Genomic DNA, 16,775 nt, shown 5'->3' on the forward strand with positions numbered 1-16,775 from the left:
TCAATTCCCCTGTTCGGGCGCGGGAGCGGTCAGGCGCTCAAGCCGCGCCTTGGCATTCTGATAGACAGCGCGCGCATCGATTGCGGCGAGCCGGGTCTCGGCCAGCGTCCTTTCGGCATCGAGCAGTTCGAGTTGCCCGAACTTGCCTTCGCGATAACCGATCCGCGCGATGCGGGCGGCTTCCTGTGAGGCTGCAAGAGCAGGACCGTTGGCTGCCCGCGCTAGGGTAGCTGCGTTGTCTGCTTCTGTCCGGGCATCAAGGATCGCTTGCTCAACATCGAGCCGGGTCATGCGGCGTTGCGCTTCGGCCCGGCTGCGCTCGGCGCTTGCCTGCCCTACGGCGGCTCTACCCGAATTGAACAGCGGGATCGGAACCGAAATGCTGAACAATACAGCAGTGTCGTTCGATTCAGAGAATCGCCGCACACCCGGCCCAACTGTCACGTCTGGAATGCGCTGTGACCTTGCAAGCCGCACACCGGCATCGGCAACCGCAAGATCCGCATCGGCGGCAGCGAGCGCCAAGGTGCCCTCGGCACTTGGCACCAGTTGGGGACCATAGGAGCCAGACAGAGTATCCAGCCAAGCAAGATCAAGGGGCCCGACCACAGGCTGTCCGACCCTGCGACCGAGATTAATGCGCGCACTCTCGAGGATTCGCCGGGCGTTTTCGGCCGCCGCCTCGGCGTTGACACGGGCAACGTCCGCTCGCTGTTCTTCGATTGGCGAAGCCCGTCCGGCCCGAACGCGCACGCGCGCGCCATTCAAAGCGTCGTTCGCGATGCGTGTCTGATCAAGAGCTGTCGTCAGCCGCCGTTCGGCTGCCACCGCATCGATGTAGAGCTGCGTGACCTGAAGCCGGATATCGACCTCTGTGATGGCGGCGGCAAGCTGCGCGCGTGTCGTACGCGCGTCGGCAACGGCGATCCGGGCTGACCGCTTGCCGCCAAGCTCGATCGGGATCGAAACTCCGACAGTCGTTTCAGCACCCCGAAGCCCACGATAGAGGCCGGTGCCGGAAATATTCTCTACCTCTGTCGAAACGGTTGGATTGGGACGCAGGCCCGCGATAGTCCGGCCTGCCTCGGCAGCAGCGATGTCGGCGCGAGCCGCGTCGGCGGCGGGGGCGCTGCCTCCCGCGGCCGCCACCGCCTGATCAAGGGTAAGCGGCGGGGCCGCAGGGGGAGCCGTTGTGGCAATATCCTGTGCTTGCGCCACGGCGACGCAAGACACGGCAGCCAACAAGGCTGCAAACATTCTGTGCATGCTGATTTTCCTGATTAACACGAGCAAGGCTCGCCGCCGCCACGCAGTGCGCGGCGACGGCGAGCTGACTACGAATCAATCAGGCCATGGGCGGGCGTAGCGGTGGCCCGACCCACCATCGAGCATACACATCGCTAGCGGGGAAACAGAACTTTGCGGGCACTCCGCAAGTTAAATCATGGGACGTGCCGGAAACAGCTGTGAATAGGCAATGGCCAGCGCAACCGCCATGATTGTGCGGTACATCTTGGTCGGAGACATCGGATGACCGCTCCGAGTCACGGTCAGCGTGCATTTCTCCCGAACATTCAAGCGCTACGGTAGCTGGAAGCTCGCGCGCATGCACCATCGTCGACGCGATCAGTGACGTCATCAAAAGACAAAAAAGGAGCATGCTCCAGCGCAACATGATGTGTGCCATAGCGGACTATCCTTTCCATGTCACAGGAAAGGTTCGAAAGTGACCGTCACCTCTCGCACCACCGAGTCGTGGTTACCACATTCTTCGCACGTTCCACATGCCGCAGCCCTCAGAAGTGCATGTCGGCAAAAAATGCGGTCAGTAGAAGCGGCGACACATATTGTCGGCCTTGTCCAGTTTCGGGCATCAAATACCACTGTGAGCCGTCACATCCCAGGCTACGCCAGCGTAGTAGATGTGGCGGCCCTTTGCGGCAATGACGTTCGAATCCATCACTGGCATGACTGTTCCGCGCCTAATTCCGATCATTCCCGATGTCCCATGACCAGACTGAAACCGGACGACCAGCATTCCGGTGTTTGCCCAAAATCCACCTCAGCGCCCGCTGATCGCGATGCTGGAGAGATCCGAGGCCGGATCAATGGCTACACCCGATTCCTTCCGCTCGGAATAGCGGTTCACCAGCGTATCCGCATGCGACCGCAGCAGCACCGTGAAGCGGACCAGTTCCTCCATCACATCGACGATGCGATCGTAATAGCTCGACGGCTTCATCCGCCCGGCCTCGTCAAACTCGTTGAACGCCTTCGCTACCGACGACTGGTTGGGAATGGTGAACATCCGCATCCAGCGGCCCAGCAGCCGCAGCGTATTGACGCTGTTGAACGACTGCGATCCGGCCGACACCTGCATGACGGCCAGCGTGCGCCCCTGGGTTGGACGCATACCGCCCATCGCCAGCGGCAGATGATCGATTTGCGTCTTCATGATGCCCGATATCTGGCCGTGCCGCTCGGGGCTGCACCACACTTGCCCCTCCGACCAGAGGGAGAGTGCGCGCAGCTCATGCACGGCGGGATGATCGTCATTTGCAACCTGATCGGGCAGCGGCAGGGTCGATGGATCGAAGATACGGGTTTCACACCCGAACAACCGGAGAAGGCGTGCTGCCTCCTCGATGCACAGGCGTGAGTAGGAACGCTCGCGAAGCGATCCGTAGAGCAGCAGGATGCGCGGCGCGGGATCGTCAGGCCCCAGGCCCACTGCCGGGCGATCGATTACATATTTGCGATCCAGCGCCGGTAGATGTTCCGGATCGGAAAGATGACGGAGCGACATAGCTTATCTCGCTAAAGCTGGCGCAGTGGCAGGGAACCAGCGCCGCCCGAGCCATAGAGCAAGGTGGACCAGCAGGATCAGGACCGGCACCTCGACCAGCGGGCCGATCACCGTCGCGAAGGCAACGGGCGAGGCCAGGCCGAACGCGGCGATGGCGACGGCGATCGCCAGTTCAAAGTTGTTGCCGGCGGCGGTGAACGCGATCGCGGTGGTGCGCGGATAGTCCGCCTCGATCAGCTTGCCCATGAAGAAGCTTACGAGGAACTGGACGACAAAGTAGATCGTCAGCGGGATAGCAATCCGCACGGCATCAACCGGCAGCCGCACAACGTCTCCCCCCTTCAGGGTAAACATGGCGACGATCGTGAAGAGCAGTGCCACCAGCGTGATCGGTCCGACCCGCGGCAGGAACCTGCCCTCATACCAGGCGGCGCCGCGCTTCGCGACGAGAAGCCTGCGTGTCAGGTATCCCGCCACAAACGGCAGGCCAAGATAGAGCAGCACGGCTTGGGCGATGGTCCAGAAGCTGACGTCGATGACGCTGCCTTCAAGCCCGAATAAAGGTGGCAGGACCGTCAGGAAGAACCAGGCGTAAACGCTGAAGAAGGCGATCTGGAAGATCGAATTGAAAGCAACCAGGCCGGCCACATACTGATTGTCGCCCTTGGCGAGTTGGTTCCACACCAGCACCATAGCGATACACCGGGCGAGACCGATGAGGATGACGCCGGTCATATATTCAGGGCTGTCACGCAGGAAGATAACGGCGAGCGCGAACATCAGCGTCGGCCCGATGAGCCAGTTCTGCACCAGCGACAGCACCAGCACACGCTTGTCGGCGAATACCTTGGGCAGGTCCTCGTAGCTGACGCGCGCGAGCGGTGGATACATCATCAGGATCAGCCCGATTGCGATCGGCACATTGGTGGTGCCAATGGTCAACCTGTTGAGCGCTGCCGGCAGACCGGTGAAGGCCGTGCCCAGAGCGACGCCCAGCGCCATGGCGGCGAAGATCCAGACCGTCAGGTAGCGATTGAGAAAGCCAAGGCGCTCAGGCTTGGAGAAGTGCTCCATCAAATCACTTTCCGGCCGGCGTCATCGATGACGCGTTCCCCATCTTCCTTGGCGAAAGCACCACGCTGCGGTGCAGGAAGAATATCGAGGACCGCTTCAGAGGGGCGGCAGAGCTTTACGCCGAGCGGCGAAACCACCAGCGGCCGGTTGATGAGGATCGGAAATTCCATCATCGCATCGATCAAGGCCTCGTCGCTAAGACTTTCATCGCCAAGCCCGAGGTCGGCGTAGGGCGTGCCCTTCTCCCGCAGCAGCGCACGCGGCGATATGCCCGCGCGCGTGATAAGTTCGACCAGCAGCGCCCGGCTAGGCGGTGTCTTCAGATATTCGACGACATGCGGCTCGATCCCGGTGTTGCGGATCATGGCCAGTGCATTGCGCGAGGTCCCGCACTCCGGGTTATGGTAGATGATGATGTCGGTCATTTTGCGCTCCGTCAGCAGCAGGTGAGTTCGGCCAGAAGGGGCTCGCACAGCTCCGCGCGCCCCTGGCAGCAATCCTTGGCCAAGAAGACCATCAACCCCGTCAACGCATCAATGTTGGCTCGCTGGATCTGATGGCGTCCGCGCTTCTCGGCGAGCACAAGTCCTGCCTTCACGAGAACGGCGAGATGCGTGGAAAAGGTGCTTTGGCTCAGCCCCGAAGCCTCGACGAGATCGCCCGTCGACAAGCCCTCAGGCTCATGCCGAACCAACAGGCGGAAGGCTTCCAATCGCGTTGGATGCGCGAGCGCTGACAGGATCGAAAGGGCGTTATCTGTGTCCATGCATCGGAATTATACGATGCGTTCGGTGGCGTCAATAATTCATCGATAATTTCCGATGAAATGTCATCTTTGCCGGCGACCCAGTGATACTGGGGCTCAATCAAATTCTTACGCAATGGCGCTTGTTGCTCCGTTGGCAGTTGTCAACGCCGTTGACCACCGCTTGCGAACAGGGAACGCCTTCCTCCTGACGTCGAGCCCTGCGGGTCTGGCCCTACCTCCATCAGCGGGGACACCCCGCAACGCCCCGAGAGGGAGAGTGCGGCCGGATTGGCCGTGACGGGTTGAAAGGCAGAGGGAGTGTCCACTGCCGGCCCGTCGCGGAGACTCGCGATGGCACGTACCAACACCACCTCTCGCACCGACAGCGATCGGACAGACCTCTATCAGTCCATCACCGACAAGATCATCACTGAGCTGGAGGCCGGCCGCGTTCCCTGGGTGCAGCCGTGGGCTTCGTCGAAGGCATCGCTAGACATGCCGCGCAACGGCAAGACCGGCGATCGTTATTCCGGGATCAACATTCTGATCCTCTGGGACGCCGTGGTCGCCAACGGCTTCTCGACCAACAGCTTCCTTACCTTCCGGCAGGCGCTCGCACTGGGCGGCAATGTGCGCAAGGGCGAGCGCGGCACGACCGTCGTCTATGCCCATCGCTTTACGCCGGACAGCGAACGCCGCCGCGCCAGCGAGGACGGTCGTGAGCCGGGTTCGATCCCCTTCCTCAAACGCTACACCGTCTTCTCGACCGACCAGTGCGAGGGATTGCCGGATCGGATCGCCGCCCCGCCGCCGCCCGTGCCCGAAGGGCTCATCCGGCCTGAAGCCGAAGCGCTGATTGCCGCGACCGGCGCCGACTTCCGCATCGGCGGCGACCGCGCCTTCTATGCGCCCGGCCAGGACTATGTGCAGGTGCCGCGCCCGGACGCCTATTTCGACCCCATAAACTGGCATCGGACAGCATTTCACGAGCTATCGCACTGGGTCGGCGGTCGAAGCCGGCTCGACCGCGATCAGACTGGCGCGTTCGGTTCGAAAGAATATGGACGCGAAGAGCTGATCGCCGAGATGGGGGGCGCCTTCGTCTGCGCCGCGCTCGGCATCGTGCCGACCGTCCGGCACGCCGATTACCTCGGTTCCTGGCTGGACATCATCCGCGAGGATAATCGGGCCATCGTCCGCGCGGCCAGCGCCGCCTCGAAAGCCGCAAACTTCCTGCTCGACTTCCGTGGTGAGCTCGCCACGGATCAGCCCGATACAGGCGGTCCAACGACGTGGCGGGAGGCGGCATAATGCGCTTGCCCCTCCAGCGCTAGCGCCTGGGCCCAGGCCGCAGGGAGAGTGAGGGGATGGCCTTCGGCTTTGTGACGGGCTTGCAGCCGAGAGAGAGTCTCCCGGCGGCCCGTCATGGAGTAACCGACATGGTAAAAGCTGCCCCCAAGATCGTCCTCAGCGGCGCGCGGGATATCCCGCTCGACCTGATCGACCTGTCCCAGTCCAATGTCCGGCGCGTAAAGGCCGGCGTCTCGATCGAGACGCTTGCCGACGACATCGCCCGGCGTGGCCTCCTGCAAAGCCTGAACCTGCGGCCAACCCTTGATGATGAGGGTCAGGAAACCGGCCGGTTCCATCTGCCTGCCGGCGGCCGGCGCTTTCGCGCGCTGGAACTGCTGGTCAAGCGCAAGCGGCTGGCGAAGAACGCCCCGGTCCCCTGCATCGTCAAGAATGCTCATGATCCGATCTCGGAGGAGGAGGATTCGCTGGCCGAGAACACCCACCGCGAACAGCTCCATCCGCTCGACCAGTTCCGCGGCATGAAGCGGCTCATCGACCAGGGCGACGATATCGAGACGATCGCCGCCACCTTCATGACCACGCCCGCCGTGGTGCGCCAGCGCCTGAAGCTGGCGTCGGTGTCGCCCGCGTTGCACGAGATCTATGCCGAGGACGGCATGACCCTCGATCAGCTCATGGCCTTCTCGGTCAGTGATGACCATGCCCGCCAGGAACAGGTGTGGGAGCTGCTTGCTCATAGCTGGAACAAGGAACCCTCGTTCATCCGGTCCAAACTGACTGAGAACACGGTGCGCGTCTCGGACAAGCGGGCGCTTTTCGTGGGCATTGACGCCTATACCGAGGCGGGCGGGTGCGTACTGCGCGACTTGTTCACGACCGACGATGGCGGCTGGCTTCAGGACGCGGCGCTGCTCGACACGCTGGTCGCCGCGAAGCTTCAGGCCGAGGCTGAACGGATCGGCGGCGAAGGCTGGAAGTGGGTCACGGCGGCCGTGGACCTGCCTTATGGTCATCTGGGCAGCCTGCGCGAGATCGACAGCGATCCGGCGGCGCTTACCGATACGGAATCGGCGCGGGCCGAGGCGTTGACGGCTGAAGGCAACGCCATCGAAGCGGAATATGAGGACGTCGAGGAACTGCCGGAAGACGTGGCGGCGCGGATCGACGCGATCGATGATGAGCTGGCCGGCCTGATCGAGCGGCCGAGAACCTATGATCCCCGAGAAATGGGTATCGCCGGCGCCTTCGTCAGCCTCGACACCGACGGGTCGCTCTATATCGAACGTGGCTGGGTCCGCGCCGAGGATGAGCCGCCGGTCGAGGCCGAAACGGGCGATGATGGGATTGAGGGCGATCAGGCCACCGATCCGATCGGCCTGCAGCAGCCGGCTTCGTCGGCGCGGTCCAGCGTCGTCACCGTGGCCGCAGCTGCGACGGATGACACCGATGACGATGATGAGCAGATCATCAAGCCGCTGCCCGATCGCCTGGTGTCGGAACTGACCGCGCATCGCACGCTTGCCTTGCAGGATGCGTTCGCCGCCAGCCCGTCGACGGCCTTCGCCGCCGTGCTGCACTCCATGGTGTTGTCCGCCTTCTATCATGGGCGCACCGAATCCTGTCTCGGCGTCTCGGTGCAGCGCACCAGCTTTCCGAACCAGGCGCCCGGCATGAAGGACAGTCCCTCGGCCCGGTCGATCGCGGCGCGCCACGAAGCCTGGGAGAAGCGGCTGCCCGATTCCGACAAGGACTTGTGGGACGCGTTGATGCTGCTTGACGGCGGTGATCAGGCGGCGCTGTTCGCCCATTGCGCCTCGTTCGGGGTCAATGCCCTGTGGGAGCCGACCAGCCGCTATGACGGCCGGGTGTCGGCGCATGGCGTCGAGCGGCGGCTCGCGCACAGCCATGTGCTGGCGCGTGCGGTCGGTCTCGATATGGTGGCGGCGGGCTGGAAGCCGACGGTCGAGAATTATCTCGGCCGGGTCGCCAAGCCGCGCATCCTGATGGCGGTCGCCGAAGCCAAGGACGACCAGACGGCAGGTCTGATCGACCATCTGAAGAAGGGCGACATGGCCCGCGAGGCCGAACGGTTGCTGGCCGATGCGGACTGGCTGCCAGAACCGCTTCGTACTCCGATGATCGAAGATGCGTTCGGTCCGGCGGCGGTCGATCGGGACGAAAGCGTCGAGGGTGATGCCGAGGCGCTGCCCGCGTTCCTTGGCGGGGACGACGACGAGGGGATGGCCGAGGACGATCTGTCCGACGCCTATGCAATCGCGGCGGAATAGCCCTCCGCTCCGGGCGGGGCGGCCCCGGTCGCCCCGCCCCCCTTTCCAACACCCATCACCAGAAGCCCGGCCACGCGCCGGGTTTTTGCGTATCTGGAGATATTTCATGACGTCCAAATCCATAGTCGGCGCCGATGAGCTGAGCGATCTCATCCGCGCCGCGCCGCTCGGCGCGCTCCTGCGCTATGCCGACGGCCAGCCCAGACCGCCGGCCCGGTTCAACAAGAAACTCGCGGCCTGGGAGCGGACCAATGGCGTCGGCCGTCTGATCAAGAAGACGCCGGCTGTCGTGCGGCCGACCTATTCCATACCCGAGGGTTTCACGCTCCATCATGGTGACTTCGGCAGCGGCGGCGTCATCGTGATGGTGGTGACGATGACCTGGCACGTCACCAGCCCGCTGTCTTTCGAGGTCATCGAGGCGCCCGCGCCGGGAATGGTCCGTGTGCTCACCCAGTGGGAAGGCGTGGACGAACTTCGCCATCTCGCGCCCGACATGGCGACGGCGCAGAGCTGGTTGGCCAGCCATCGCTATTCAAACGCCCGGTTCGAAGTCGTTGGCGACGAGGCGAACGCCATCCTGCCAGATCTCGGGAGGGCGGCATGAACGCGGATGATGTGATCGCCGTCGTCTTTGGGCGCTCGGCCGACGGCTATCTGGCCGCTCGCGTCGAGGATATCGCCTTCATCGCCATCCCGGTGAAGGACGGGCTCAGGATCGCAACCGGTTGGCGGCTCAGGAAGTCGATCGACCAGTGGACCGCAGCCGATGTCTATGGCGCGTCGGCGACTGTCGCGGATGGAGCGGCCTTTCAAACTCATGTCGAGGAGAACGCCCAACATCGCCGCCAGCTTCGAACGCTTGGGCGCCGGGAGGTTCGCCAGCGGCTTTCCACACCCTGGGGCCTGGCGCAGTCGAGTGAGATCTATGCCAATGGCGTTGTCTTCCATTCGACCGCCAGCCATGGCGGGATTAAACTCGACCGAGCCCGCAACATGGCAATGCCCGGCGTACTGCGCGTTGCGGGCGGCTGGTATGAGGAAGATTGCGAATGGGCCAAGGTCGCCATCGGCTTTCCTGACCTGTTCACCGATTACGAGCGCTGTCACGCCGATCGCACGCTGCGCGACTATTATCCCGAATGCTGGGAAGCCGTGCACGGCCGCGCCCAGAGTAAAACTACGGGAGACGGCCGCTTCAAGCGCAGCGTTCTCCGGCTGACGCCAGCTCCAGAGTGAGAGGCAGGCCGGAAGGGAGCGAGCCGGTCGGATCGAGAGAGAGCGTCCGCTGGCTTGCTCCAGTCCCGCTCTCCTCGGACACTTCCCATGACCCCTTCCACATCCGTTGCCCGGTTGGCGGCGTCATTGCCTGTCGCGCCCGGTTTCGCCGCGACCGGCCAGGCGATCCTCGCCGCCGCTAATCTCATCCTGCCCGATCTTGAACGGGGTCGCGCCATTGACGCCCGTGCGCTGCGCTCCGCGATGGAGACCGCGTTTCACGGCTCCGACGCGGACGGCGCCTGGGACTGGAAGACCGCCTATGACGCCTGCGAAGCGGCGCAGATCCTGTTCCTGCGTAAATATGGTTCTACGATTCTCCGTAAATCCGTATCGCCGGCCGCCGCCCTGGCGATGATCGAGAAAATCGGCGCCCTGCTGCCGACCCATACGCGCCGATCCCAAACCTCCCAGGCGTTGCAGCAATTCTCGACACCTACCGGACTAGGCGTCGTTGCGGTGATCGCCGCCGCCATCCGACCCGGCGACGTGGTGCTGGAGCCATCGGCTGGAACCGGCCTGCTCGCCGTCCACGCCGAGAACCGACGCGCGCACCTGCTCCTCAATGAACTGGCCGAGATCCGCGCCGAAGTGTTGGCCGGGCTGTTCGGCGATTGCGCCGTCACCCGTTACGACGCCGCGCACATCCATGACCATCTAGACGCGGGCCTGGTCCCCAGCGTGGTGCTGATGAACCCGCCATTCTCGGCCGTGGCCCATGTCGACCGGATGATGAAGGACGCGGCGCTCCGCCATATCGCCTCGGCTCTGGCGCGTCTGGCGCCGGGCGGCCGTTTGGTGGCGATCACCGGCGCAAGCTGCGCGCCGGACAATCCGGCCTGGACCGACGCCTTTGCCCGCTTGCAGGAGCGCGGCCGTGTGGTCTTCTCGGCGGCGATCGACGGCCGGGTCTATGCCAAGCACGGCACCACCATCGACACGCGCCTGACCGTGATCGACCGCGTGCCCGCCGCCGACCCCAATGCCTTTCCAGTCTCGCCGGGCGTCGCGCCCGATACCGCGACGCTGCTGACTTGGGTGCTCGACCTCGTGCCACCGCGCGCGCCTTCACCAGAGGTGCCGCCGCCCGTCACGCCGATTGCCATCCAGCCGATGACTGCGAAGTCGGCCCGCCACCGCGTCGCGCCGGTCCTGGCCCCCGTTCCCGCGGTCGCGCCCGATGCCCTGGAACTGGCCTATGAGGCCATCGACTGGACCCCAGCCGAGGCCGGGCGGCTGACCGATGCGATCTACGAGCCCTATGCGCTCCAGTCGATCTGCATCCCCGACGCGAAACCGCATCCGACCCCGCTGGTCCAGTCGGCGGCGATGGCGTCGGTCGCCCCGCCCAGGCCGTCTTATCGTCCGATCCTGCCGGCCCGGCTGATCGCCGACGGCACCCTGTCCGACGCCCAGCTCGAATCCATCATTCTCGCGGGCGACGCCCATAGCGGCCATCTCGCCGGATCGTGGAACGTCGATCCGACCTGGGACATCGTCAAGGCGGCGGCCGATGAGACCGACGCCGCCGTCCGGTTCCGGCGCGGCTGGTTCCTCGGTGATGGCACGGGCGCCGGCAAGGGCCGCCAGGTCGCGGGCATCATCCTCGACAACTGGCTCAAAGGACGCCGCCGCGCGGTCTGGGTGAGCCGTTCGGACACGCTCCATCACGACGCGATGCGCGACTGGGAGGCGCTGGGACAGGAACGATTGCTGGTGACGCCGCTCTCCCGGTTCCGCCAGGGCACGCCGATCAAGCTCGATGCGGGCGTGTTGTTCACCACCTATGCGACGCTGCGTTCGCAGGAACGCGGCGAGAAGGTTAGCCGCGTCCAACAGATCGTCGACTGGCTGGGCGCCGACTTCGACGGCGTGATCATCTTCGACGAGGCGCACGCGATGGCCAACGCCGCCGGCGGTAAGGGCGAGCGCGGCGAGCAGGCGCCCTCGCAACAGGGCCGCGCCGGTCTGCGGCTCCAGCACGCCTTGCCCGATGCCCGCATCGTTTATGTCTCGGCGACCGGCGCGACGACGGTGCAAAACCTCGCCTATGCCCAACGTCTCGGCCTGTGGGGCGGCGAGGATTTTCCGTTCTCGACGCGCTCGGAGTTCATCGCCGCGATCGAGGATGGCGGGGTCGCGGCAATGGAGGTGCTGGCGCGCGACCTGAAAGCGCTCGGCCTCTACGCGGCCCGTTCGCTGTCGTTCGACGGCGTTGAATATGAAATGCTCGAACACAGGCTGACGCCCGGACAGATCGGCATCTACGACGCCTATGCCGGCGCGTTCCAGATCATCCATAATAATCTCGACGCGGCGATGCAGGCCGCCAACATCACCGGCGCGACGGGTACCTTGAACGCCCAGGCCAAATCGGCGGCGCGCAGCGCCTTCGAATCCGCCAAGCAGCGCTTCTTCAACCATCTGATCACCGCGATGCAAACGCCGTCGCTGGTCGCCAGCATCGCGCGCGACCTGGAGGCCGGCCACAGCGCCGTCGTCCAGATCGTCTCAACCGGCGAGGCGCTGATGGAACGCCGGCTCGCCGACATCCCCTCCGAGGAATGGGATGACGTTCGCGTGGACGTGACGCCGCGCGAATATGTGCTGTCCTACCTTGAGCACAGCTTCCCGGTGCAGCTCTACGAGCCTTTCACCGACAGCGAAGGCAATCTCTCCTCCCGGCCCGTCACCGACAAGGATGGGCAGCCGGTCCAATCCCGCGACGCCGTCGATCGTCGCAACCGGCTGATCGAACATCTGGCGTCGCTGGCGCCGGTGCCCGCCGCGCTCGACCAGATTCTCCACCACTTCGGGACCGATCTGGTCGCCGAGGTGACGGGACGCTCGCGGCGTATCGTCCGCAAGCGCGGTTCCGACGGCATCGACCGCTATGTCGTCGAGACCCGACCCGGCTCGGCCAATCTCGGCGAGACCGATGCGTTCCAGGCCGATGCCAAGCGCGTGCTTGTCTTCTCGGATGCGGGCGGCACCGGCCGCAGCTACCATGCCGATCTCGGCGCGAGGAACCAGCGGCTGCGTGTCCATTATCTGCTGGAGGCTGGCTGGAAGGCCGACAGCGCGATCCAGGGGTTCGGGCGGACCAACCGCACCAACCAGAAGCAGCCGCCGCTGTTCCGGCCGGTGACGACCGACGTGAAGGCGCAAAAGCGCTTCATCTCCACCATCGCTCGCCGTCTCGACACGCTGGGCGCGATCACCCGCGGCCAGCGCCAGACCGGCGGCCAGGGCCTGTTCCGACCGGAGGACAATCTGGAATCCTGGTATGCGCGCGACGCCCTGCGCCAGCTTTACCGTCTGCTCTACGGCGGCAAGATCGAGGGCTGTTCGCTCGGGGCTTTCGAGGCGGCGACAGGATTGTCGCTCAGCGACAGCAATGGTCTCAAGGACGAACTGCCGCCGATCACCACCTTCCTCAACCGGATGCTGGCGCTGACCATCGACCTCCAGAACATCCTGTTCACGGCGTTCGAGGATTTGCTGACCGCGCGTATCGAGGGAGCGATCGCCTCAGGCAGCTATGAACTGGGTCTGGAGACGCTTCAGGCCGAGAGCTTCACCATCGTCAACCGGACCACCATCTATACCCATCCGGGGACCACGGCGGAGACACGGTTGCTGACGATCGAACGCAAGGACCGCAACCGGCCGCTGACGCTGGACGGCGCGCTCGCCCATCTCGGCGATGGCGAGGCCGCGCTGTTGGTCAACGCGCAGTCGGGCCGCGCCGCCGTGCAGATACCGACGCGCGGCCTGCTGCTCGACGACGGCAGCGTCGAGCGCCGCGTGCGGCTCGTCCGGCCGATGGAATCGACGCCGATGCCGCTGGCGGCGATGAGCGAGACGCAGTGGCGCGCAGCGACCCGCACCGCCTTCGCCCGCGCCTGGGAGGCCGAGCTTGCCGAGGTGCCGGCGTTCGCGACCAGCACGATGCACATCGTCACGGGCCTGTTGCTGCCGATCTGGAAAAGGCTTCCCCAGGAATCCAGTCGCGTCTATCGGCTCCAGGCCGATGACGGCGAACGTATCGTCGGCCGCCGGGTCGCGCCCGCCTGGGTCGCGACGGCGACCGCCAACGACAGTCGCCCGACCCTCGATCCGCAGGCGGCTTTCACCGCCCTGATGGACGGGCGCACGATCCTCGATCTGGACGAAGGTCTCCAGCTGCGCCGCGCGCGCGTCATGGGGGTGAACCGGATCGAGCTCTGGGGGTTCAGCGATGCGATGCGCGAGCGATTGACCGCCTATGGTCTGTTCCATGAGATCATAAGCTGGAAGCTGCGGATGTTCGTCCCCGTCGATGCGGGCGGTGTCGCCGTGCTCGACCGGGTGATGAAGCGCTGGCCGATCCAGCGCGTCGGCGACCGGGCAGCGGCATAATGGGCCGTCTGTCGGATCAGGCAGGTGAGCTGGCGCAGCGTCTCGGCGATCAGGCCGAGGCGGTGTGCCGTCACTATCTGTCGAAGGGGCATCGTGAGGGCCGCTACTGGCTGGTCGGTGATGCCCGTAACACGCCGGGCCGCAGTCTCTATGTCCGGCTTTCCGGCTCGGACGACGGACGCGGCGCGGCGGGCAAATGGACCGACGCATCCACCGGCGAACATGGCGACCTACTCGATATCGTCGCGATCGCCTGTGGTCATCACCGTCTGCGCGACACGCTCGACGAGGCCCGGCGTTTCCTCAGCCTGCCACGCCCCGAGCCCGCTGACGAGGGTCGGCGATATCGGCGCGAGCCGAAGGCGCCGACCGGCACGCCGCAAGCCGCGCGGCGCCTGCTGGCGGCCTCGAAGCCATTTCTGGCGACAGTCGTGGAAGCGTATTTACGGAACCGTGCGATTACGGATTTACGGAAAGGCGATCCGCTCAGTTTCCATCCGCATTGCTATTACCGTCCATCGCAGGGTGATCCGCCGGGGACACGTCCGGCCTGGCCCGCGATGATCGCTGCCGTCACCGATCTCGACGGCGGCGTGACCGGCGTTCACCGCACCTGGCTCGACCCGGCCGCGATCGACAAAGCGCCTGTAGCGTCACCGAGACGCGCCATGGGTCATCTTCTCGGGCACGGCGTCCGCTTCGGGGTCGCAGATAGCGTGATGGCGGCGGGTGAAGGGATCGAGACCCTCTTGTCGGTGCGACAGATCCTGCCCGCCATGCCCATGATCGCTGCTCTGTCCTCTCCGCACCTCGGAGCCATCCTGTTTCCCGCAGCGCTGCGGCGCCTCTATGTCGTGCGCGACAATGATCCGGCCGGCGATGTGGCGTTGACGACGTTGAGCGAGCGGGCTTCCAGCGCCGGGATCGAAGTCGTGCCGTTGTCGCCGATGCTCGGCGATCACAACGAGGATCTGCGCCTGGTTGGGCCGGAGCGGATGCGGGCGGCGTTGCGGCCCCAGCTCGTGCCCGCCGATGTCGGCCGGTTCCTGATACCGTCCCGGTGAAGCCGGAAAGGCGGTGGGTGCGCGCGAAGGTTCGTACGGAGCGCGACCGCCGGGTGTCAGGGTGACGCAGAGATCGGAATGGCCAGCCCTCGGCCTTCTCTAGAGGGCGATCGGAACGGCAAACGCCCCTGTCCGGCAACGGCGGGATTCAACTTTCTTCCCCTGGCGGCAGAGCCGCCATTCCTCGCGAGACAAGAAAGCCTTGCCCGCCGTCCTCCGCTTCGCTGCGGCCCCTCCGCAATCGCTCGGGGTGCAGGTCCGGTTCGCCCGCCGTCTTTCGTCGCCTGCGAAGGCCGCGAAGGGCGCGGCCAACCGAAAAGGCGTCACCATGAAAACCGACAATCCGCTTCCCGAGCACGAACCCGAACACGCAGAATCCTCCACCGCCTATCTTCTCCAGGAAATGGCCCTCTACGGATATCGGCCTTACTCCGACGAACCCGATGACCGGCCGCTCCCTGATGCCCGTGCCGCCACCGGCGCCATCATCGATATCTTCGACGCGATGATCTCGACATTCATCGACACCCGGCTCGAGCCCGACCTTGAAGACCTGCTCTGGAACCTCACCAACGTCTTCCACCGCGCCGGCGAACGGATCGAGCGCGAGCTTGACGACAATGAGGTCGCCCAGAAGCGCAGCCAGACGGAACAGGACGGCTCCGAGGTGAAGTCGGTCGAGCTGGAAACGCTCCTGCGCGAAGGCGCAACGATGCTCGAACGCCGCGACGCGATGGAGTTCTTCCGCGACGGCTGCGCCGATCAGTTCCGCATCCATATTCGCAAACCCTGGACGCCGCGCTCAGGCTCGAAGGTCAACCGCAAGGCGCTGACCTCGGCGGTCGTCTCCAGTCGGGATTTCGTCAATGCGCGACAACGGGCCGAAAAGCAGGTGCTGATCCCCGCCGGCACGCTGATCGCCTTCAGCTCGGGACCGAGCTTCAACGATCATCACTTCATCTGGGACCTGCTCGACCGCGTCCACGCCAAACACCCGCAGATGGTCCTGGCGCACGGGGCAACGCCGACGGGCGGCGAGAAGATCGCTGCCCTCTGGGCCGATCAGCGCAACGTGCCGCAGGTCCCCTTCAAGCCCGACTGGAACCGGCACAAGAAGGCCGCGCCGTTCAAGCGCAACGATGCGCTCCTGGAAGCCTTGCCTGCTGGCGTCATCATCCTGCCCGGCACCGGCATCCAGGACAATCTGCACGACAAGGCCAAGGCGATGGGCATCAAGCGCTGGGACTTCAGGCATCAGGGCGGCGCTTGAGCGCCGCCGCAGCGGTTCGCCGCGATCATTTGCGCTTTGTCCACGCGCGCCCTTTCTTACACTATCGACGCGCTGACATCGCCGCCTTGTCCGCGACGTTAGTTGCTTCTAGTTCTGAAATGGATTCGCCGGTCATAATCCCAATTAGGAGAATAGAATGAACAACGCCGACCTCGCCGAGACGATCGCCACCGATTACGGCCTGACCAAAGCAGACGCGAAGAAGATCGTGGATGCCGTTTTCGTCGCGATCACCGATGCTGCCGCGACAGGCGCAGAAATCTCGCTCCCCGGCTTCGGCAAGTTCAAGGTCAAGGACAGCCCAGCGCGGGAGGGCCGCAATCCCGCCAATGGCGAGACGATCCAGATCGCGGCGTCGAAGAAGCTGACTTTCGCTGCCGCCAAGGCGGTCAAGGACAAGCTGAACGGCTGAGCCGTGAACTTGGAAGCCGCTAGGGATAATTTCATCGTCATCACCGGCGGCCCGGGTTCGGGCAAAAGCACGCTGATCGGCGCCCTGGCGGCTTCTGGC

The 16,775-nt window shown here is 64.8% G+C and carries 13 protein-coding genes; 8 read left to right on the forward strand and 5 right to left on the reverse strand.

Annotated features, from left to right (window positions below; translation table 11 throughout):
* The 5 genes from SGRAN_RS21155 to SGRAN_RS21175 all read right to left on the reverse strand — a co-directional run bounded on the left by SGRAN_RS21155 (position 1) and on the right by SGRAN_RS21175 (position 4,646).
* Complete coding sequence (locus SGRAN_RS21155) at positions 1–1,266, reverse strand: TolC family protein (RefSeq protein ID WP_067186671.1); 1,266 nt, start codon at positions 1,264–1,266, stop codon at positions 1–3.
* A 796-nt stretch (positions 1,267–2,062) separates the two neighbouring features.
* Complete coding sequence (gene arsH, locus SGRAN_RS21160) at positions 2,063–2,806, reverse strand: arsenical resistance protein ArsH (protein ID WP_067186673.1); 744 nt, start codon at positions 2,804–2,806, stop codon at positions 2,063–2,065.
* Between the two features lie 3 nt (positions 2,807–2,809).
* The gene (arsB, locus tag SGRAN_RS21165; protein WP_067186675.1) at positions 2,810–3,880 is read right to left on the reverse strand and encodes an ACR3 family arsenite efflux transporter; all 1,071 of its coding nucleotides are present in this window, start codon (positions 3,878–3,880) and stop codon (positions 2,810–2,812) included.
* Positions 3,880–4,305, reverse strand: coding sequence for an arsenate reductase (glutaredoxin) (gene arsC, locus SGRAN_RS21170; protein ID WP_067186679.1), 426 nt, complete (start codon positions 4,303–4,305; stop codon positions 3,880–3,882). The genes arsB and arsC overlap by 1 nt, the downstream gene beginning before the upstream one ends.
* 11 nt (positions 4,306–4,316) lie before the next feature.
* Complete coding sequence (locus SGRAN_RS21175; protein ID WP_067186681.1) at positions 4,317–4,646, reverse strand: ArsR/SmtB family transcription factor; 330 nt, start codon at positions 4,644–4,646, stop codon at positions 4,317–4,319.
* Between the two features lie 333 nt (positions 4,647–4,979).
* Between SGRAN_RS21175 and SGRAN_RS21180 the strand changes: the two genes are divergently transcribed.
* From SGRAN_RS21180 to SGRAN_RS21215, 8 genes are all read left to right on the forward strand, one after another.
* A complete protein-coding gene (locus SGRAN_RS21180) occupies positions 4,980–5,939 on the forward strand; it encodes an ArdC family protein (RefSeq protein ID WP_067186683.1) in 960 nt (319 codons plus the stop codon).
* A 128-nt stretch (positions 5,940–6,067) separates the two neighbouring features.
* Entirely contained in the window at positions 6,068–8,230 is a 2,163-nt protein-coding gene (locus tag SGRAN_RS21185) for a ParB/RepB/Spo0J family partition protein (RefSeq protein WP_067186685.1), read from the forward strand.
* A 106-nt stretch (positions 8,231–8,336) separates the two neighbouring features.
* Positions 8,337–8,837: a hypothetical protein gene (locus SGRAN_RS21190; protein WP_067186687.1), complete on the forward strand. Its 501-nt coding sequence runs from the start codon at positions 8,337–8,339 to the stop codon at positions 8,835–8,837.
* Between the two features lie 11 nt (positions 8,838–8,848).
* Complete coding sequence (locus tag SGRAN_RS21195) at positions 8,849–9,469, forward strand: DUF7007 domain-containing protein (RefSeq protein ID WP_210434184.1); 621 nt, start codon at positions 8,849–8,851, stop codon at positions 9,467–9,469.
* 87 nt (positions 9,470–9,556) lie between these two features.
* Positions 9,557–13,909, forward strand: coding sequence for a strawberry notch-like NTP hydrolase domain-containing protein (locus SGRAN_RS21200; protein ID WP_067186692.1), 4,353 nt, complete (start codon positions 9,557–9,559; stop codon positions 13,907–13,909).
* Positions 13,909–14,973, forward strand: a complete 1,065-nt coding sequence (locus tag SGRAN_RS21205) for a DUF7146 domain-containing protein (RefSeq protein WP_067186694.1) — start codon at positions 13,909–13,911, stop codon at positions 14,971–14,973. The genes SGRAN_RS21200 and SGRAN_RS21205 overlap by 1 nt, the downstream gene beginning before the upstream one ends.
* Before the next feature lie 328 nt (positions 14,974–15,301).
* Positions 15,302–16,243: a DUF2493 domain-containing protein gene (locus tag SGRAN_RS21210; protein WP_067187245.1), complete on the forward strand. Its 942-nt coding sequence runs from the start codon at positions 15,302–15,304 to the stop codon at positions 16,241–16,243.
* Positions 16,244–16,400: 157 nt separating this feature from the next.
* Positions 16,401–16,676, forward strand: coding sequence for an HU family DNA-binding protein (locus tag SGRAN_RS21215; RefSeq protein ID WP_067186695.1), 276 nt, complete (start codon positions 16,401–16,403; stop codon positions 16,674–16,676).
* The last annotated feature ends 99 nt before the right edge of the window (positions 16,677–16,775 follow it).

The organism is Sphingopyxis granuli (assembly GCF_001559015.1).
Lineage (GTDB): Bacteria > Pseudomonadota > Alphaproteobacteria > Sphingomonadales > Sphingomonadaceae > Sphingopyxis > Sphingopyxis granuli.

Coding starts and splice junctions, on each gene's coding strand:
- SGRAN_RS21155 (WP_067186671.1), bottom strand. CDS start 1,266: ATGCACAGAATGTTTGCAGCCTTGTTGGCTGCCGTGTCTTGCGTCGCC.
- arsH (WP_067186673.1), bottom strand. CDS start 2,806: ATGTCGCTCCGTCATCTTTCCGATCCGGAACATCTACCGGCGCTGGAT.
- arsB (WP_067186675.1), bottom strand. CDS start 3,880: ATGGAGCACTTCTCCAAGCCTGAGCGCCTTGGCTTTCTCAATCGCTAC.
- arsC (WP_067186679.1), bottom strand. CDS start 4,305: ATGACCGACATCATCATCTACCATAACCCGGAGTGCGGGACCTCGCGC.
- SGRAN_RS21175 (WP_067186681.1), bottom strand. CDS start 4,646: ATGGACACAGATAACGCCCTTTCGATCCTGTCAGCGCTCGCGCATCCA.
- SGRAN_RS21180 (WP_067186683.1), top strand. CDS start 4,980: ATGGCACGTACCAACACCACCTCTCGCACCGACAGCGATCGGACAGAC.
- SGRAN_RS21185 (WP_067186685.1), top strand. CDS start 6,068: ATGGTAAAAGCTGCCCCCAAGATCGTCCTCAGCGGCGCGCGGGATATC.
- SGRAN_RS21190 (WP_067186687.1), top strand. CDS start 8,337: ATGACGTCCAAATCCATAGTCGGCGCCGATGAGCTGAGCGATCTCATC.
- SGRAN_RS21200 (WP_067186692.1), top strand. CDS start 9,557: ATGACCCCTTCCACATCCGTTGCCCGGTTGGCGGCGTCATTGCCTGTC.
- SGRAN_RS21205 (WP_067186694.1), top strand. CDS start 13,909: ATGGGCCGTCTGTCGGATCAGGCAGGTGAGCTGGCGCAGCGTCTCGGC.
- SGRAN_RS21210 (WP_067187245.1), top strand. CDS start 15,302: ATGAAAACCGACAATCCGCTTCCCGAGCACGAACCCGAACACGCAGAA.
- SGRAN_RS21215 (WP_067186695.1), top strand. CDS start 16,401: ATGAACAACGCCGACCTCGCCGAGACGATCGCCACCGATTACGGCCTG.